This window comes from Bacillus cereus group sp. MYBK15-3 (assembly GCF_051916765.1).
GTDB classification, from domain to species: domain Bacteria; phylum Bacillota; class Bacilli; order Bacillales; family Bacillaceae_G; genus Bacillus_A; species Bacillus_A cereus.
Map to the genome: position 1 here is coordinate 305,612 of NZ_JBQAHG010000001.1, position 19,037 is coordinate 324,648.

Sequence of the window (19,037 nt, forward strand, 5' to 3'; positions counted from 1 at the left end):
CAGAAGAATATTTCGTTTTTTAACGAAGATCTCTTACAAATAGAATTAGTTGATCATTGGGATGTTTTCACCCTTCCGTTTCGAATTTAAATAACACATACATACTCTATGTAAATCATTTTCGATGTATGCATGTCTCCTTTTAACTATTCTAGAAAGTTAAAGGCAATTCCTCTAAAGAACGCATTAAATAGTTACCTTGCCATTTAATTTCTTCACGATTCCCTTTTATTTGTAGTTCAGGCATTCGATTAAACAAAGTAGTAATAGCAATCTTTGCTTCTAACCTCGCAAGTGGAGCGCCTAAACAGAAATGGCTACCATGACCAAAGGCAATATGACGATTATTTTCCCGAGTAATATCGAATACTTCTGGGTTTTCAAATACAGTTTCATCACGATTTGCAGAAGCTAAGGCAATGACAACCATATCTCCTTTTTCGATTGTTCTGTCGTGAATTTGAAAAGGTTCCGCTGCCCATCTTGCAGTTGTAACCTCAACTGGAGAATAATAACGCAATCCTTCCTCAATAGCCGAATCAATTAGTTTTGGATTATCTTTTAATAACTGTAATTGATTTGGATTTTCAAGAAGTGCTAATACCGTATTTGTAATTAAATTCACTGTCGTCTCGTGTCCTGCTACAATTAATAGCATTATCATTGAATATAGTTCCCGAGCGCTAAGTTTATGCCCTTCACTCTCTGCAAGTATTAAAGCACTCACTAAGTCTTCTTTTGGCTCTTTTCGTTTAATATCAACTAAATATTGAAGATATGTAATAAACTCAGATAGTTGTTTTTCGGTCTCTTTTATTTCTTCAGGTGTTTCTGGTGATGCAATAACAGCATGAGACCAAATTCTAAATTTCGCTTGATCTTCTTTTGGAATACCGAGCATCTCACTTATTACAATAATCGGTAATGGAAATGAATAATCATCCACAAGATTTAATGTACCTTTTCGCTCTATATCACTTATCAACTCATCTGCTATTCTCTCAATTCTTTTGTCTAATTGTGCAATCATCTTCGGTGTAAAAGCTTTTTGAACTAAAGATCGTAAACGACTGTGGTTAGGTGGATCTGAATTTAGCATATGTGTTGTTAAGTGGTCACTATTATCAACGGAAAGATACATGTTCTTTATATCTTGAGAAAACACATTTGTCCAATCTTTTTTTAAACGATTATCTTTTAAAAGTGGCAGAGCATCTTCATATCTAGTAATGAGCCATTCTTTACCGATTTCAACTTGGTTTACAAATAATATAGGTTGTTTTTTTCGCGATTCTTTATAAATTTCATACGCATCTTCTTTAAACTGAGCTGAAGCTAAATTAATGCCATCCTCTATGCTTAACCCAACTTTGTTTTTCATTGACATTGTATTCCCTCACTCTCATTTGTTTTTGAAAATCAACCCAACATATGCATTATACTCTAATAAAAACGTGAAAATTGTAAATTTTTAATCAAAATCTTACTTCGTATATTGAAAAATAAAAAAGTGAGAGAGTAAAATCGTTTCACTCTCCCACTTCTCTTTATGCGAAGCACATAAAATTACTAATTTGTTGATAGCGATAACTTACTTTACGACGACGACCACCTTGCCACGTGTAACCTGACACTCCATTTCTTCTCACTTCAGTCGGGAAGAACCATAAATCTCTTCCGAAAGGACCAGGACGATGTAAGCGTAAATAGCCCCATCTTCCTAGACAGTTACACATCCATGATTTCATATTACCTGGTTGTGCTGGAGAAGCAAATGTAGACGGTAACGACGGCGCTTGTGACGGAGGTGGTGACGTTGGAGCATCTTCTGCATCATCTGGTCTGTAATCTTCTTGTTCAATATCTCTCACTTCATTTGTAGGTTCATACCCGTAGTTTTGTGGATTATAATACATCGCTTGATCATATGGATAATTTTGTTGGTTATACATATTAACAAATCACCTTCTTTTCATTCATTACCTTTACCATTCATATGTGATATGCCCTCTCTGGGAAGCTTATGTATAGCCCAAATTCAACTTAAAAAGCTCGTATTATTAAAAATACGAGCCTTTCAAAATAGAACGTGTTTATTATTTCCTTAACTTCACACTATAAAAACGCATTTCATCTAACGAACCTTCAAATTCAAATACTTCTTGTTTAATTAATTGTTTCAAGCGATATTCTAAGAAAGTATCTCCAACTAATTGTTCAACAAGACCAAGTGCTTCACCAATTACTCTAGGAGCTTTAAGGAACTCTCGATCAGCACCCACACTTTTCGCGCATTCAATTATAAATTGATCAAAATAATCTTCCTGTACAGAATGCACTTCATTTTCTTTCCAAACTCTTAAACATTCTATGCTTTCCGATAATCTATCCCACTCATTTTCAAACTTCATGCGCTTCTCTTCAGTTAAATAAGGTAGCTTTATAAAACTTTTTTGGAATAGAGCTAAACTTTCAGGTGGTAATTCTCCCGTTCCACGAATATCATACTCTTGTTTTAATATTTCTCTACTTGCTTCAGACGTATTAATAACTCGAATATTTTTCTTATCCTTTAATTGTACCATTACAAAACTTAGGCCTACATGTTCATGTGCATTATCAGCCTTCCAAATTGTAATAGGCGTTTCAACAGGAATAGTATGTAGTTCTTCTATAGTTGCTATAAATCTTGATAAATATTCTTCTTCAAAATAACTATCATAAGCAGTTAAGTTATTTATTAACCACTTCTGTCTTGCTAGTTGCCCCTCATTCGTATGCAACCTATATATCGGTCCAATTGAAAAGAATTCCGAAAAAGCAACAACACTCTCTTCAAATAATTCTTCTTGACTTAACATATATTTTAAGCAACCAGCCGTTGAATCATCAAAAGCAATATGTACGTGCGTACTTTCTTTTACATTCCTTTTATAAGTAGGATTACTCGTTAATTGTTTCGGAATATCCATCAAATTTTTAATTGTATCTTCACTGTAGTTTTCTTCTAATAAGTTTAACTGTATGAGAATACTTTGAAGTAAATCTTTAGCCTCATCTTCGTACATATCCTCTACAGCATTTTTAATTTTATCTATCACACAAACCCCTCTATTCATTTCAAAAATAACGTAGATTATAGTGTATCATTTTAGTATAGTTCTTTAAAGTCAAATTCAGATTGCTACAGCAATCTGGATTTTCAACAAAAGCTCTCCTTATATTTTTGAATTGCTAAATATTTTACTTTGAAAATCTTTGTATCTAAATGTATAATTATATAAAAACAAAAATATAGGAGCTATATTTATGGAGAAAGTACTTACTAATTATAAACATTACTTAAAAAATTGGAGATTTATATTTATTTGCATACTACCTGCTATTGCCTTATTCGTTACTTTCTATGTCATCTTCGAACTACTGTTTCATCAAAATTTCTACTTATCTAACTTAATTTCTGCTATCATATTATTTTTAATATTTATTAACGTTAAAGATAAATTTAACATTAAAGGCTAAAGAACACTATTTCAAAATAGCCCTTTATTATTGCATCCTACTATAAAATAAGACTCGTAGTAGATTTTCATAAAAAATAAGAGCACCCTGCAATTGGATGCTCTTATGTGATTAGAGGTTTTTTCTGAGTATTAAGTAGGACACGAAGATCTTGTCCTACTATATAATATATGCTTGTACTTATTATTTCGTGCATGTATTAAGAACCATGTTCAGGTACTTAATATATGCATAGTCATTGCTATAAAATCTACTCAAATATTTACTGTACGATTATCATATTTATAAATTAAAAAACATCCCTAATGGATGTTTTTTATCTAACATTTTAAGCTTCCATAAACTTAGCCGGTACACCAATTTTTTCAACTACAGAAGATATATTAGTAGGATTAATCATTACATTTTCAATACATACTAATTTATTTTCTAATATCCCATTCTCTGTAGTAATAAGTTCTTTAAACCGATCTAAATTCATTGAGAATTTATGTTCACTTCCACCATTCATACTAACTTTTACATACTTCATAGTGTCACCGCCTTTCATAATAATTTACATTTCGACAAGAAGGCGCTTACATCCTTTTTATTTACTCTTAGATTTCTCACGTTTACATATATGTTGAGAAAAGAAACTACTATTATTCACTCACAAAATTATTGCTAATAAGAAAGATAAAGATAAAAATGCACAAAGTGGAATATATAAACCAGTATCCATTCTTGCAAAGTGCGTATCTTTTTGTCGTTTAAAGATACCAAAATAGTTAAACTCACCAATCACTCTAATAGAAAAGACAATCATACAAATCCAGGAACCGACTTGAATAATAACATTAGGAACTGCAAAATGAACAATATTTGCTTGTTGCAACAAAATTATTGCTGCCATACTTAATAATAATGCAATGAACAATGTCATTCCGGCGCGAGGTGTAAACGCCTTTTCCCCTGATTTAGTTGGAATAACACTATTTGTCCCCCAATTACCTCCGAAAGCCCAATATACATGTAAAAAGCTAACTAAGAATAATATGCAAGCAGATATATATGTAATGATAAGCATTTTATCCTCCCCTTATTTTAGTTCCTATCTATAAAATATGCTATTCCCCTCCGCAATAGCAACCTTCATTTCATTACATAAAAAAACCGTAATGATTTATCAATATTAAGATAAGTCATTACGGGGTTATTAAACTTCATTATGCATTATACCTATTTCTTCGGCGTTCCATCCTTGTTTGACCTTGAACTGCATTTTCTTTGTATGGATCTATTTTCTCTGTCATTTCATATGTTGCAACTGGTTCTTCGTACTTATATTCATGGATTTTTTCTGGCATTTTACTTTTAGATTCTTTCCCACCAAACTTAAATAGTTTCATCCTTAATTTCGGTAATCTTGGAAGACGAATCTTAAATGATAATCTTTTGCGTTTCTTTTTTGGTCCAAGTAGATTTATATTTTCTTTATTATTATCTTTCTCTTTGCGGTGAATGAACATCGCAAGTAATCCTCCTATTACAAGTCCTCCAATTAATAGTAATATATATACATAATGGCTTGTCATTAAACTCGTTATGCGTTCAAGTATGAATAACGACTGTACTTCTTTTATATCCCATAGTAAAGCGGCCCATAATGAGAATAAGCCCAAAGTAAGTCCATATGTACGAAAACGGAATAAACATGGAATTAACGCGACACATGCAGCAATTTTCGCATTTGCTATGATTGAGCTTGTTGAAATATCTTGATGCCAAATAACTAACAGTAATGTTATAAATGGCGCATACGCTATCCAACTGCATATACGTGAATACATCTTTTTAGCAAAATAACTACCGAAACTAGTAAAAAATAAAAGCCCTCCAATATATATAGATTGTTCTAGAGGGATTTGCTTTGTAAGTCCTGCAATTGGAAAGAGGCCGCTCAGTAGCATTAAGAGCACATCTAATTTCTTCACAATTCCCCATTCCTTTCAAATTTTTTCAATTAATAAAAATTGTTTTTCCATATGAAATAGTTTTTGTATTTCTAAAAAACATATTAATCCTGTCTGCACATAAAGTAAATATGTAAACGAAAAGATACTTGACAAAGGATATCCTTATTTACATAAAAAAATGACAAATCCTGACCGATATAACGAGCAGGATTTGTTTACTAGTATTTAAAGTAGAATAATTGAATCTTTCTTTTCTACTTTTACTACATCTACATCCAATTCATCATCAAATTCTTTAAACTCTCTTGCATCTATGTCAGTAATATAACTCTTTATTACCTTTTCCATATGCATGGAATATGTCATGTGTACATTCTTTTTCGAAAGCATACTAGAATTACAGCACATGTAATGTATCATTTTAGCGATATAATCCCTTTCTACAGGTTTTACACCTAATGGTAGAATTTCAAGTATATATCGCTGAAAAATCCCACTACAATTAAGGGAATATTCACCAGTGCTATAATACATCCCTTTTTGATCTGCATATAAGCCAATGCTATCTAAAGCATCATCACATTCTATTAAACCGTAACTTGGTACATCAAAACCTGTATTTATTCTAATAATATTTAAATTTGGAACCTTTAACACCTCTGGAACAATATCAGGTAAAATATCTGTATTAATTTCTTTATTTTGTAACTCTTTTATCCAATACCTTCTCAAATTTGCATCTACAATGAAATAAACTTGTTCATTTTGTTCTTTTGCATATTGTACAATTTCCATTAATGTTTCGGAAACATATTGTTTAAAAAGAGCTCCCATATCATTTCTCTTTGATGGTTGTGGTAAAAATGCATTATGTTTATTTATATTTAATAATACGTAATCAATCGTTTGCCATTCTGTATTCCCATATAATTTATATAAAATTTCTTTTCCTTTTATTTTTGAAAGAATAGGTAAGAAATCAAATTTCGATATTCGTTCAATTGATAAATTAACATATATACAAGGTAAATTTATCTTATTCCAACTACGCTTCAAAAATCCTTTTTGCTCTAATAAACTAAAAACACTATTTACAATTGTTTTACGCGATACACTTTGGCCTATAAATAAATTAATAAATGTTGAAATACGGTTTGCTCGTGCAAATCCCTCTCTAATGATTTGTTTTGGATCAATTTTTTCTCGTCCATCACAATTTTTCAATGCGATTAATGCTAATGTCGCATCACTGCGCTCGCCCGCGGTAGCATAGACAGCTTTCGTAACATCATCTACAAGATTTGTTTTATATTTTTGGCAATATTGCATTTTATATGGATTTTGTAACACCTTTTCAATATTGTATCTCACAACCTTTAATAACACTGGAAAATCTGTATTCAATACGTAAGTATTTTCACCAACTTTAGTCAAAATAATTTCACTATCAAGTAATGCTTGTTCTATTTCCAGCACTATATTTTCAGACCAAACCTCTAATGTTAATGTCTCTAATCCTTTTGGTGCAAATAAAGGGAATAATTCATTTTTGTTATTTGTTGCTACCTTTTTACATTCTGGAAGTATTGTGAAATAAGAGAATTTACGCTGAAATTCTTTAAATAAATACTCTCTTTCCTTTACTTTTATACCCGGTTCTATTTTAGTACCTTGAACTTTATAAATTCTCTCATTGTATGGAAATAACACCCTTTTATTTTCCCCTACAATATAATCTTTCGAATATTGGAGAATATGGTCTAAATCCACCTCTCCCCCTATTTGAAAATCATCTTTTAAATTTCTAAATATTTTAATCCATTTCATACCGGTTGTAGCTTGTTGTATTTTTAGTTTTACAAACCGTATTTTTTTATTATTTGACGCAAACTCTGAGGTAGAAATCAATATCATGCCTCGTTTCCGTCTTAAAAGTAAAGGAATATCTGGATGATTATATTCTTGATAAAATCTCCGAATCCCTATTGAAATATTTAATAATGGAGCGTTCTCACCACCGCGGGTTATGCATTGGAATCGATATACATAGGAGAAAAAATCTTGTGTTTTTTCATCTTTTATCGGCTCTGACATCGCCTCACAAATATTTTGTGATCTAAGAGGAGAAAAATAGATTTCTTCTTCATTTGTATTTTCTAAATATATAGGACGCTCACAAAAAATATGTGAGATTAAAGCGGGTACCCACTTAGAATACGTTTCATTATCATGTAGTACTGGCAAATTAGAAATCAAATCGGATTGCCATTCATATTTTGGTGGTTCTACTAATCTATTTGGCTTCCAATCATGAATAATCTCATACCAACTTTGAAAAATATAATCGAGTTGCTCTTGTTTAATAGGTTCTTTTGATACAATCCATGGTATATTTTCATTTAATACGTACGGATTATGCTGAATAAACAATATATCCGAAAACATATCATATAATCTTTCATTCAAACGTTTCAACTTACTCGTTAATAAAAACGTCTTATAATGTATCTCTACGATGTCCAGCCATTCAATAGGAAAGTATATAAATGATACCTTTTCATTTAAAAGGGGCTCTACTATATTTTCAAATGTTAACAACTTTAATTTTTCCATAAAATGATTACTTCCTTTCTTCATTTTTCTTGATCTCAAAAAACTAAAGTATCATCACATAATTTAATTATTTAAAAGAGAAGCAAATACCGCTTATCCGACTTATATATTAATGACATGACTCTGATAAAAGTTAAAAGAAATTTTCATACATATCCCCCTTATAAATCATAAATGTATTACATTCAGATTATACAATATTAGTTACGTATTGTATTTGTGATTTACAATAATTTTACAAAAGATTATAAAAGAGGTATTGACCATACATAATATGTATGGTCAATACCTCTTTTCACTATCCTATTATTTTTTTCGCTTCTGTTTTCACTGGCAACTGTTAAACCTGCAGCTGGAACGAGTAGTAATTCAAGCATTTTCTCAACTCCCCATATACCCTTTATAAGGGTATATATCCCTTATTTTCGGAAGACTCCCATACATGTTCTATATCAAATACCAGTAAATGTCCTACAATTCCATATCGGTATTCCCTTATAGAAACACGAAAAGCACATAACGTAGAATATACAAGAACGAGCCTGTTAGCGTTGTGTACATAGTCATACGTGGAAGCTAACGTGGAACACTCTTCTCTATTTTTTCTGCGACCTTCATCGTAATTACTGACAAGCTAGTTGCCGTCCATACCACTACCGCTTCACCTACGATTGTCATTTGAATCCCTCTTTTCGAATAAGTTGTAACCCCTTAGAAGTCATAACCGGCTGATACTCATTGATGACATCTCCCCAATCAAACACTTCATCCTCATATAAATCATCCATTATATCGTTTGATAAACGGTAATAACCTTTATACTCACGATTATTGAAAACCTCATGTCTTTCCATGTGATCCACAATTGCATTTGTTTCTTTTTTCCACTAGAACCCTTATACTTAATTCTTAATTCTTTTGATGGATACAGGTAAGGTGTTTCATTCAAATGTGAATATTGCCAACGCATACGCGCGCTCTTCCCTCTTGATGACCTTGATTCCACTCGGTATTCCTCGTGGTCTTGATAAAGGTATATAATCTAGAAAGAAGGAGTTTGCCTATACAAGCGAAAAAATAACAGAAAAATCTAGTACTTTTTTATAAAGAGGTAGGAATATTTTGCGAAGTCATTTAGAAGTAATGGATCCAAGAGAATTTCAATACTTTGTAGCCGACTTCTTTTGCTCTCTTGGTTATAAAGTTCAGGTTACTTCTGGTTCTAATGATGGTGGAAAAGATATTATCCTTTACAAAGGGAATGAAATGAAATTCGTTGAGGTAAAGCGCTATACAAAAAGGAATGTTATGCTGCTTCAATTTACTCCAGTGGCCCTTTATATGGAATACGTGGCATATTAATGAAATCATACGTGGCAATATCTTCTACATTTGTCAGATAGGCATGTAAGCTTTCGACTAACATAAGATTAGGTATGCTTTCTTTTTCTTTTATCAAAATAATAGGCTTTTGAAATACATATGCATAACCAATTTCAAAAGCCGTACCACTATCTACACATCCATTCACAAAGTCATGAATTACAACTACTACATCCGCTCTTCTTAAATATTTTAAATCATTATGAAAAACTGCAGTTCTCCACTCCATAGATCCAAAAGTTAAATGTTCATGTTGATAAAACCTGGCTGAAAAAATATCTGCAACAAAAGGATTGTTACTAAGCGCATTTTCTAGTCTTTTTACCCTGTTAAGTTGTTCATCATTAAAAAATGGACTTGCTATAAAAACCCTAACAACCCTAGTATTCTTTTTATCCATACCACCTATACCTCGTTTCACTCTTATAAACTTTAAATATTACGTATATTACATAGACAGTTTCGTTTATTGAAAAATACGAATATCCACCTCTTCAACAAAACGAAATATTCTGTCTATAAAAAAAGTACAGTTTCTTATTCCCTTCATACCCAGGGTCGAGTAGTTAGCTTTTGCTAGCTTCTCTTTAATGTATGAAAAAAAGATAAGACTCTTTAAGATGATTCTTCTTGATTTCTCAATATAAAGAGCCTTGGATTTCCGCTAACAATCCTATACTATATGAACAAAGAGTAAGGTACGAGTTACTCTTTTACTTGAATGATTGAATATATCCACTAGCGATGGTGCTATATTCTTTGTCGACATGTACATATATAAAGCTAATATTTTATATGAATATTCGTAGTCAATATTCATATATTACAATAGCATCAGAAGTACCATTAAAACAATTAGAGCAACTACCACAGCTTCCACAACCGCCACAACTAAAACAACCAAAACAACCGAAGCAACCAAAACAACGAAATCCACCACAGCGACCTGCACAACCGCCACAACGACCACAACCGCCACAGCGACCACAACCACCACAGCGGCGAGCAGCATCTTCAATATAGTAATATGGATATTGGTTTTGCTGGTCCCAATACACAACATTTCCAGACTGGTAATCATTAAGGCTTAACGCTTGTAGTTCTTGTTGAAACTGATTCATTTTCATGACCTCCGTTTATTAACTTTAAACCTTTCGACGCTTTCCTATATTTCTGTTCGTTAAATCTAAGTAGAAGTAGCACACGATACTATAAACTAAGTTCAATACGTACACCAACAAAGTATGACTTATCACTAGATGATGCACCTTGTTCATATACCTATTTTTACTATGGGCTCATTTTTATAAAGTGAAACTTTAATCAGTGGGGTTTTGTTCATCCCCTACCTAACTTCTTTGCTTCCGCTGAATTTTGAGGTGGGGGGCTTACTGCCCGGCAAATAGCGGGATAAATAAAAATTAAAAAATATGAATTCTAGCGTCATATCTTCATACTTACTAAGTTCAATTAATTTCTCAATAATTATGATCCATATCCTATATATTTCCGTCTGCTGCTTAGATTTTTCTGTACTGTAAATGGCTTTCGCTATAACACCTCCAAGTGACCAGTTTCTATGACGGTTAAGAAATTCCAACAAAAAAAGCCCTAATTAGGGCTTTTCATTCTATTTCTCCAGCAAAGCTCTCTATGAAATTGTTAATTAAAAAAGACACACTTAGATTGATGCGTCTTTTTGTGATGCCTCTTTTGTGAAATCATATAAAGCAATTGCGCCTAAAAGAACAAGTATACCTTGAGGAACATCTAGCAAAATAGTTTTCCAAATTTCTGGAATTACCCATTTAATATCTGCTGCTGTTTCAAGATATGTTTGGAAATAGCTGATTGTAAAATTAATTATCCCTAAAAATACAAACAACGATAAACCAAATCGAATTAATTTCTTATTTGTAAACATATAACACCTCTCAAAATTCATTGGATATTCCTGCTTTTGCTTCTTTATATTCCCATATCCCTATATCTAATTTTAACACATAAAGAACTCAAAAAAATACGATATGCATATTTGCATATCGTATTAACAACACTCCATGATAATTTAGAAACTCCTGCAAAGAAAAAACAACTCCGTTACAGCTAACAGCTCGGGTTTCTTTTCTTATTTAACTTCATACCACCAACATTTACGTTCTTTGATTGTAAAATAAATGTGACAGAAGTTTATCCAGTTAATGCGTAGACAAGTAAATGAGCTAAATTATCGATATTCTATTTCGCCATATCCGTAGCACTAATGACTTTACGCAAATTTGACAAGAAAAAATATATAGATAGGTATGATCCATACCTATCTATAACATTACTTCTATTCTTTATCCAATTACGTCTTTTACGTCTGTATCCACTGGCCACTTTTCTAATGTATAAGCCATTTCCCAAAATGAATATTCATATTGACTGCTAATAATAAAATGCTGTTTCATACGTTTGCGGTCTGCCTCTGTTACTTTTTCAGCGATAGTATCTAAACGTGTAATTTGCTCTTCAACTAGCGTACGGAACCAATCAGATCCATAAGCAGAAATCCATTCGTTATAAATTTGCTCTTCCGGCTGGCACTCTTTTAAGCGTTCGCCAATTTCATAATACAACCAATAGCAAGGTAAGATTGCTGCAATAATATCTCCTAAATGTCCTTCATACGCAGCACGATACATATGTGAAGTATACGCATATGCAGTTGGCGCAGGAATAAAATTATCTTTTTCTTCTTTCGTTATCCCTAGCTTTTTAGCAAAATTCTCATGTAATGATAATTCCGCCTCATATGTATTTTGGGCATGGTGTGCCATACGAGCTGTCGTTTCTAATTCAAGAGCTTTTGCAGCTCCTAATGTTTGTACTCTAGCAAAATGACTCAAATAATATGAATCTTGAAGAACATAATAGCGAAAACTAGCTAAATCTAACGTTCCTTCACCAAGTTTTTTTACAAAAGGATGGTTAAAACTCGCTTTCCAAATTGAATCTACTTCTTTACGTAACGATTGTGAAAAAGTCATTTAAATCCCTCCAATAATATATAAAATATAGATATTTATCCACAGCTATTAACGCTTTAAAATAAAAAAACTTTCTTTACAGGCGTAAAGAAAGTGAAATTGACAGTATTTATTTACTCATTAAATAGCAACGTCTTTCCCACTTCCCTACGCTGGCATTAACCAGATCAGGTACTAAGAGTCTCAAAATCACATTTGATCTCAGCCTATAAAAGGCCCCCCTAGTGGATAAATATTTTGTTTTTATAATGTATTCATCATAGCATACTTCGTGAAACTGTCAAAAAAATTAGTTATATAATTCCCTTAAAACCCCTCTTCTTTTCTAACTTTTAATGATGTTTCAATAATCATATCTAATAGTTTGCTATAACTAATTCCCGCTGCTTCTGCACTTTTTGGCAATAAACTTGATTGTGTCATCCCTGGTAATGTATTAATTTCCATTACATATGGAACTCCGTCCTTCACCATCATATCAACTCTTGCATAAACACTACATTTTAATGCTTTATAACAAGCGAGTGACGCTTTATTTACACGTTCATTAATTTCTGCTGGAAGTTCAATAACTTCCTCAACTGTACTAGTATCATCATATTTTGCATTGTAGTCAAAGAACTCGGCTGCATGTCGAATTGAAACTATAGGTAACTGTTTTCCATCCAGAATGGAACATGTAATTTCATCACCTTTTATATACTTCTCAATTACTACTTCAGAATCCCATTCGAATACAGTTTCTAGCATTGAGATCAATTCATTTTTATTGTAAACGATTTTCACCCCGACACTCGATCCGCCAGAGTTTGGTTTTACCACTAATGGAAATCCTAACTTATCTAACTCATCAAGATTTAGATCCTCCATTTTTGTAAGTTCAATCCAATCTGGTGTTTCTACACCTTCATAACGTAAAATCTTTTTCGAAATATTTTTATCCATACATATACTGCTAGATAACATATTACTTCCACTATAAGGAATCCCTAAACTCTCCAGTGTTCCTTGAACTGTCCCATCTTCTCCGTATTTTCCGTGTAATGCGAGCAATGCAAAGTCAATGTCTTTCGCTTTTTCAATTAAATCCATTTTTTCATTTAATGTAATTGGAACAATTTCATATTTATTTTTATCTAAATGAGCAATCATTTCATTCCCCGTCATAATTGAAACTTGTTTTTCAGACGATACCCCGCCCATAATAACACCGATTTTCATTTTCTCAACTCCAAATTTCATTTTTTAATGTATCACCAATTATTTTAATTCCCCGAACTATTTCTTCTTCTTTCAAGCGCGAAAACCCTAATCGGAAAGTGTTTGCTCCTTCTCCATCAGAGTAAAAAACATCTCCAGGTGAAAACGTAACGCCTTTCTCATAACACTTTTGTAAAAGTGTGCGGGCATTCATATGCTCTTCTAGCTCTATAAATAAATGAAGTCCACCATCTCCAGTCATTCTTTTAAAAGGAATGTACTGGTTACATGCCCCGACAGCTAACTCATATTTTTTCTTATAAACAGATCTTGCCTTTTTTAAATATTTTTCAAAATATCCCTCATGTAAATATTGAAACAGAACAGCTTGATCTAGCGTAGATGTGTGAATCGTTCTTGCTCTTTTTACGCTTTCTAAATAATGAATCAGCTCTTTATCTGCAATAATCCAGCCTACACGTAAACCAGGGAAAAGCACCTTTGAAAAGCTACTAATATAAATCACATTATTGCCAGCTCCCGCAAAAGTTAATAATGGAGCTAAATGTGAACCTGAATAACGTAATTCTTCATTAAATCCGTCCTCTATAATAGGAACGTTGTATTTTGAGAATAACCTCATCAATTCCGTTCTTTTCTCTGAACTCGTAACAATACCGGTTGGATTATGATAAGAAGGAATTAAATAAGCAAAATCAAAATCTTTTTCACGCAAACTTTTTTCAACTTCATTCGTATCAATACCATCCTCATGCATATCAATCCCATGAACTTCAAGTCCATGTAAACGGAAAAGCTTAAGTGCAGCATGGTGAGTTGGATTCTCACAAATGACACGACCGGATTTTTTTGATAAAGAAGAGAGTACAATATCCAATCCTTCTGTAAATCCATTTGTAATTAGAATATCTTTATTCGAAATGTCTACACCTTTCATTTCCATGTAATGAAGTAAATAATTCATTAACGGTCTATATCCCTTTGCATATCCGTAGTTCAATACGATGTCCCCTTCAATGGACATACGAGTAAGAAAAGCTCTTTTGAAATTTTCAACATCAAATAGCTTCTCATCTGGGGCTATACTATTAAAAACAATCATTCCCTTTTCCCAACGAACACCATGTTTCATTAAATCTAATTCGTCCGCTAATGCGGTCACTGTATTAAGTTTATTTTTCCAATCTATTTCAACAGACGAAGTGTTAGATATATCCACCTTCGCAACAAAGTTCCCTTTTCCTTTAACTGCATAAATGAGTCCTTCTTGCTCTAAATCTGCATAAGCAGCGAGTACAGTGTTTCTACTCACACTTAGTAATTCACTTAGTTCCCTTGTTGATGGGATTTTTTGATCCCCGAGCAAATGCCCTTTCATAATCATCTTTTTCAAATAGTCTTTTAATTGAATATAAACGGGACGATCTTTAACAACTTTAAAATCCTTAAACAATTCCTTACCCCCTGCAATCATTTTTGCATATTTATTTCATTCTCAAAAGGTCCACGACATATGTATTTTTTATAAAGGGCGGTACGGTCTTACAAATCTTTTCGATATAAGTTAATTACATCTTTTAAAGCTGCAGCTGCAGCGCCTCGTGGATTAGAAGCCCCGCCAATTGTAGTAACTTGTCCCATCGTATCTGTAAAGAACGTAATTCCTTTTTCGGTCCCATTTACTTTTGCTAACGGATGATCTTTTTCTATTTCGCACGGTTCAACATTTAAATTGACATTGCCACCCTCATCCTTATATGTTGATGCTATTAATTTAATAATTTTATGTTGTTCCTTAGCATTTCTAATTTGCTGTTTTGTAACGTGCTCGATTCCTTTTATATGTATATCAGTAAGTGTTTTCTCTGTTTCCATTAAGCTGTTTGTCAAAAGTAACAATTTACACGCACTATCTGAACCACTTATATCTAATATAGGGTTTGTCTCAGCAATTCCTTTATCTTGTCCTTCTTTCAATGCTTCTTCAAATGTCATATCTTCCTCATACATTTTCGTAAGAATATAATTAGTTGTTCCATTTAATATTCCTTCTATTTTTTCAATACTGCAACCGGCTAAACTAAATTGTCCAATATCTAGTGTCGGTAGTGCAGCGGCTGTTGCACCGCTATATCGAATTCGTACATTTGCGCCTCTTGCTGCTTCATTTATTTCTCTCCAGTTTGTAACGAGCGCCCCTTTAGAAATTGCTACTATATCCATCTGTTTCTCAATCGCTTGTTTCATATATTGTTTCCCTGGATTTCCATCTTTAAGATTTGTAACCGTTGATTCTACCAATACAGTACCACTTATGCTAGTTATTGCACGTTCCTTCGGATGATACTCTAAATATTTTTCAATTGCAGCGGTACCGCCACCATACATCAATAAATGATGAAGAGATAAGCCTTCTTCATTATGTATTGCAATATTTCTCCCTAATACGCCACTTACAACTAATTGAATCCCATATGTTTCATATATATATGAATATTTTTCATTTAATAATTTTATAAACTCTCTGCCTACTGTTCCGTATCCTGATAATACAACTTGAATTTTCATAATATCCCCCCATATTTTTCTACCAAATCCCTCTTTCAATATAATATAAAGCGCTCTCGAATTCCATCGAGAGCGCTTTATTATTACCTATTTCGGTAAACGTGATAGCTTTTCAGCAATTGTTCTATAAAACTCTTGAATGCTAGAAAAACCTAACGAGTCTGAAACACTTAACCCTACCATGTCGAGATGGTCCCAATTCGCTTTCGTTTCGATATGATTCCATTTTCCAACCTGTAATGACTCATTATTATTTACAGCAACATTAGAAGATGGTGCAATCATAGAATTCGTATTTACTACACCATCATTTTGCCACCAAGAAGTATCAACTAACGGACGGTTTTCTTCATATCTCGCATAAGAACCTAAGAAAAATGCATTCCCCATCAACACTTTATTCATCGTAATATGCGGTAAATGTAAACCTGTTATAGGTGCTGCTTGTGATGCATGTCCACTATAGGATAAATAATACACATCTGGTTGCGTCTTTACCCAATTATTTAACTCCTTTGCACCATCTGTACTTAAATCCCATTGACTTATATCTTTTGTATTTTTCCAAAGTGAACTATTTAGAATACGATTACTATATTGGAAAAAGGACTCTCCAGCATTTTTCTTTATACCCCATTGATCCAATTTAAAATCATATAATGATAAATTATTGTTTCCTCCAAAGCTTGCAGCTGTAATGAGTAAATCTTTAACGAACGGCAGTAGAAGACTACCATCCGCAAGTGTTGTACCGTTGTGAGGGGTTGCTAATGTTGTAACACTATGAACATATGATTTTCCGCCTTCAAATAGTGGTGATATTTTGGTGTCTGGGTGATTTTTCACATAATTCTTTTCTTCAAAACTACCTTCTTTTAATAGCTGTACTAATGTTCTAATCGTTTGTCCACCCATGCTATGTCCAACTAAATGAACTTTATTTGTTTCACTCCAATTCGGCGCAAAACCACTATAAGTTCTGCCAAAACGATTATGTCCATGTTTCTCGGCATGTACTGCACCATAGTCTACTGTCCCACCGCTAATTTGTGCATACAATTCACATGCACGATCCCAGTTACTAGAAACAGGTCCAACAGCTGCGGTATGTACCGTATAACCATTGCGTTTCAAATCTTCCTGTATATCATGAACACCACCCCAATATTTTACGCCAAGCATTTCTTCTCTACCCCATCCAGCAAATCCATTCACCAATATGATAGGATAATTATTTTGTTGCCTCTCTTCAGCGTATGATATTTTTGCTGCGAATGAACATACGGTCACTAATGCGAAAAAACATATTTTTAAAAATAACTTCCCCATACTTCCTCCCCCTAATAAAACGTTTACATGTTTCTTTTTTAAAAAATAACAGAATACTTTAACAACTTAAACATAATGTAAAGTATTTTATATACGTTGTATATATAGAAAACATATACAAATGTTGATAAATATTAATTCAAGTAAATATTTACTTTTTACAATACAACTTGTAAATCTGTTTATTTGAATTTATAATTAGATATAGTTGCCTCATGTTAAAAAGATTTAAAAACCATAAGAAAACTAATCTCATTGCTTGAAAAGGAGGAAAAAGCATGCAAATCGGATCAAATATTCATACATTATCTCAACCTACTAAAATAACTCCATCTACTCTTGAGCATAATACTATCTCTTCTACTAAACTTGAAAGTAAGAAAATAAATGATCCTATCAAGTTTGATATTCGTTCATCTGAAAAAGAAATGAAACAGCCTGAGCATAAATTTAATGAATTAGATTTATGGAAGATGTTAAAGGATAAAGGTGTTCCCTTATGGATCATCCTTGAAATGCTACAAAAGGCTCGTAAAGAAAAAGAAGCCCAAAATAATTCAGTTCAAAATTCAAATGGGATTGAGGAAACAAACGAGACTCGATTAAATGAAGTAATGTAAAGCATAGTAATTGATTTGTCTATAGACTAAAAAGAGTTCGAAGCTGATGAAATTTTTATCAACTCCGAACTCTTTTTTAAGGTTTTTCGCCAATCGTTACAAATTGAAAAGATACTTCTCCTTCCAAACCTTTAATTAGCTTTTTTACTTTGACATTTTCATTAACCATTGTATTATCTGTCGACATTTTAGGTCTTTCATCGCCTAAAGATCTCTTTAATTGAAGAAGGTGCATTTTCGTTTCATTTGCTTTTATTTCCTTATATACGCTATTTTTTGCTACAATCACATACGATTGCGTTGGATATTTACGAGTGTTTCCTATCCAAGTGTCACTATCGTATGTAACAGGAATCTCATTTCCTTCTATTTTAATACTTTTCATAGTCTTTTCGTCTTCATTTGTAAACAATAGTGATCCTTCTTTTGGGAATTTTGGTAACGTATCTAAAATATAATTGGAGCCATTACCTCGTTTATGAAAAATTTTTTCTTTAATCAGTGCTAGTGCTGTAGATTCATTTAAAATTAATACATGTCCATTTCCGACTTCACCTTTTTTCACAGAAAACACTTCATTTTCTTTCGTAATTTCCTGATAACGATTAATAATTGGTGAAATATTATTTTCATCTCCAATAATTAATACACCGTTTGCAGGAAATGAGTTATCCTTTTTAGAGCATGAACTAAAGCTTATTAAAAGTATTATAGTTAACATAAAAATAGTTAAAGTTCTTTTCATCACGGTTCCTTTCATAATTCATATCATTTTTTACATGCTTTTCTGT

At 32.6% G+C, this 19,037-nt stretch carries 19 protein-coding genes, 3 pseudogenes and 1 riboswitch; of the genes and pseudogenes, 3 read left to right on the top strand and 19 right to left on the bottom strand.

The window, feature by feature from the left end:
* Positions 1 to 151 precede the first annotated feature (151 nt).
* The 3 genes from ACTFR8_RS01665 to ACTFR8_RS01675 form a co-directional block, all read right to left on the bottom strand.
* On the bottom strand, positions 152 to 1,387 hold the full coding sequence (locus ACTFR8_RS01665; RefSeq protein WP_000062129.1) for a cytochrome P450 family protein: 1,236 nt from the start codon (positions 1,385 to 1,387) through the stop codon (positions 152 to 154).
* 160 nt (positions 1,388 to 1,547) lie between these two features.
* The gene (locus ACTFR8_RS01670; RefSeq protein WP_000282687.1) at positions 1,548 to 1,952 is read right to left on the bottom strand and encodes a hypothetical protein; all 405 of its coding nucleotides are present in this window, start codon (positions 1,950 to 1,952) and stop codon (positions 1,548 to 1,550) included.
* A 144-nt stretch (positions 1,953 to 2,096) separates the two neighbouring features.
* Positions 2,097 to 3,101: a DUF1835 domain-containing protein gene (locus ACTFR8_RS01675; RefSeq protein ID WP_074595349.1), complete on the bottom strand. Its 1,005-nt coding sequence runs from the start codon at positions 3,099 to 3,101 to the stop codon at positions 2,097 to 2,099.
* A gap of 208 nt (positions 3,102 to 3,309) precedes the next feature.
* On the opposite strand from ACTFR8_RS01675, the gene ACTFR8_RS01680 reads away from it, so the two are divergent.
* Positions 3,310 to 3,522 (top strand): hypothetical protein, encoded by a 213-nt coding sequence (locus tag ACTFR8_RS01680; protein WP_000416828.1) that lies wholly within the window; start codon positions 3,310 to 3,312, stop codon positions 3,520 to 3,522.
* A 328-nt stretch (positions 3,523 to 3,850) separates the two neighbouring features.
* Here ACTFR8_RS01680 and ACTFR8_RS01685 read toward each other — a convergent pair whose 3' ends face one another.
* The 7 genes and pseudogenes from ACTFR8_RS01685 to ACTFR8_RS01715 all read right to left on the bottom strand — a co-directional run bounded on the left by ACTFR8_RS01685 (position 3,851) and on the right by ACTFR8_RS01715 (position 9,063).
* Entirely contained in the window at positions 3,851 to 4,054 is a 204-nt protein-coding gene (locus tag ACTFR8_RS01685) for a hypothetical protein (RefSeq protein WP_086408467.1), read from the bottom strand.
* 120 nt (positions 4,055 to 4,174) lie between these two features.
* Positions 4,175 to 4,591 (bottom strand): DUF3995 domain-containing protein, encoded by a 417-nt coding sequence (locus tag ACTFR8_RS01690; RefSeq protein WP_000905571.1) that lies wholly within the window; start codon positions 4,589 to 4,591, stop codon positions 4,175 to 4,177.
* Between the two features lie 139 nt (positions 4,592 to 4,730).
* The gene (locus tag ACTFR8_RS01695; protein ID WP_000732182.1) at positions 4,731 to 5,498 is read right to left on the bottom strand and encodes a DUF3959 family protein; all 768 of its coding nucleotides are present in this window, start codon (positions 5,496 to 5,498) and stop codon (positions 4,731 to 4,733) included.
* A 207-nt stretch (positions 5,499 to 5,705) separates the two neighbouring features.
* Positions 5,706 to 8,093: an RNaseH domain-containing protein gene (locus ACTFR8_RS01700; RefSeq protein ID WP_100617016.1), complete on the bottom strand. Its 2,388-nt coding sequence runs from the start codon at positions 8,091 to 8,093 to the stop codon at positions 5,706 to 5,708.
* Between the two features lie 245 nt (positions 8,094 to 8,338).
* Positions 8,339 to 8,470: a hypothetical protein gene (locus ACTFR8_RS01705; RefSeq protein WP_000891530.1), complete on the bottom strand. Its 132-nt coding sequence runs from the start codon at positions 8,468 to 8,470 to the stop codon at positions 8,339 to 8,341.
* Positions 8,471 to 8,588: 118 nt separating this feature from the next.
* Positions 8,589 to 8,771 (bottom strand): annotated as a pseudogene (locus tag ACTFR8_RS01710) (hypothetical protein).
* Positions 8,768 to 9,063: pseudogene (locus ACTFR8_RS01715) on the bottom strand (hypothetical protein). The pseudogenes ACTFR8_RS01710 and ACTFR8_RS01715 overlap by 4 nt, the downstream one beginning before the upstream one ends.
* 155 nt (positions 9,064 to 9,218) lie before the next feature.
* On the opposite strand from ACTFR8_RS01715, the pseudogene ACTFR8_RS01720 reads away from it, so the two are divergent.
* Positions 9,219 to 9,401 (top strand): annotated as a pseudogene (locus tag ACTFR8_RS01720) (restriction endonuclease); the annotation flags it as partial.
* Positions 9,402 to 9,414: 13 nt separating this feature from the next.
* Here ACTFR8_RS01720 and ACTFR8_RS01725 read toward each other — a convergent pair.
* The 8 genes from ACTFR8_RS01725 to ACTFR8_RS01760 form a co-directional block, all read right to left on the bottom strand.
* A complete protein-coding gene (locus ACTFR8_RS01725) occupies positions 9,415 to 9,876 on the bottom strand; it encodes a nucleoside 2-deoxyribosyltransferase (protein ID WP_000358744.1) in 462 nt (153 codons plus the stop codon).
* A gap of 409 nt (positions 9,877 to 10,285) precedes the next feature.
* The gene (locus tag ACTFR8_RS01730) at positions 10,286 to 10,603 is read right to left on the bottom strand and encodes a heterocycloanthracin/sonorensin family bacteriocin (RefSeq protein WP_002006106.1); all 318 of its coding nucleotides are present in this window, start codon (positions 10,601 to 10,603) and stop codon (positions 10,286 to 10,288) included.
* Positions 10,604 to 11,157: 554 nt separating this feature from the next.
* Positions 11,158 to 11,421 (bottom strand): DUF3937 domain-containing protein, encoded by a 264-nt coding sequence (locus tag ACTFR8_RS01735; protein ID WP_002082716.1) that lies wholly within the window; start codon positions 11,419 to 11,421, stop codon positions 11,158 to 11,160.
* A gap of 397 nt (positions 11,422 to 11,818) precedes the next feature.
* Positions 11,819 to 12,508 carry a thiaminase II gene (gene tenA / locus ACTFR8_RS01740; RefSeq protein ID WP_252210003.1) on the bottom strand — a complete coding sequence of 230 codons (690 nt, stop codon included), beginning with the start codon at positions 12,506 to 12,508 and terminating at the stop codon, positions 11,819 to 11,821.
* 127 nt (positions 12,509 to 12,635) lie between these two features.
* Positions 12,636 to 12,741: riboswitch (TPP riboswitch) on the bottom strand.
* Between the two features lie 73 nt (positions 12,742 to 12,814).
* A complete protein-coding gene (locus ACTFR8_RS01745; protein ID WP_030025707.1) occupies positions 12,815 to 13,729 on the bottom strand; it encodes a D-alanine--D-alanine ligase in 915 nt (304 codons plus the stop codon).
* Between the two features lie 4 nt (positions 13,730 to 13,733).
* The gene (pdxR, locus tag ACTFR8_RS01750; RefSeq protein ID WP_030025706.1) at positions 13,734 to 15,182 is read right to left on the bottom strand and encodes a MocR-like pyridoxine biosynthesis transcription factor PdxR; all 1,449 of its coding nucleotides are present in this window, start codon (positions 15,180 to 15,182) and stop codon (positions 13,734 to 13,736) included.
* An 89-nt stretch (positions 15,183 to 15,271) separates the two neighbouring features.
* Complete coding sequence (locus ACTFR8_RS01755) at positions 15,272 to 16,297, bottom strand: homoserine dehydrogenase (protein WP_044584494.1); 1,026 nt, start codon at positions 16,295 to 16,297, stop codon at positions 15,272 to 15,274.
* A gap of 87 nt (positions 16,298 to 16,384) precedes the next feature.
* Positions 16,385 to 17,626 carry an esterase/lipase family protein gene (locus ACTFR8_RS01760; protein WP_017656678.1) on the bottom strand — a complete coding sequence of 414 codons (1,242 nt, stop codon included), beginning with the start codon at positions 17,624 to 17,626 and terminating at the stop codon, positions 16,385 to 16,387.
* 278 nt (positions 17,627 to 17,904) lie between these two features.
* Between ACTFR8_RS01760 and ACTFR8_RS01765 the strand changes: the two genes are divergently transcribed.
* The gene (locus ACTFR8_RS01765; protein WP_001165516.1) at positions 17,905 to 18,246 is read left to right on the top strand and encodes a DUF3914 domain-containing protein; all 342 of its coding nucleotides are present in this window, start codon (positions 17,905 to 17,907) and stop codon (positions 18,244 to 18,246) included.
* A 76-nt stretch (positions 18,247 to 18,322) separates the two neighbouring features.
* Here ACTFR8_RS01765 and ACTFR8_RS01770 read toward each other — a convergent pair whose 3' ends face one another.
* Positions 18,323 to 18,991, bottom strand: a complete 669-nt coding sequence (locus tag ACTFR8_RS01770) for a lipoprotein BA_5634 family protein (protein WP_000831684.1) — start codon at positions 18,989 to 18,991, stop codon at positions 18,323 to 18,325.
* Between the last annotated feature and the right edge of the window lie 46 nt (positions 18,992 to 19,037).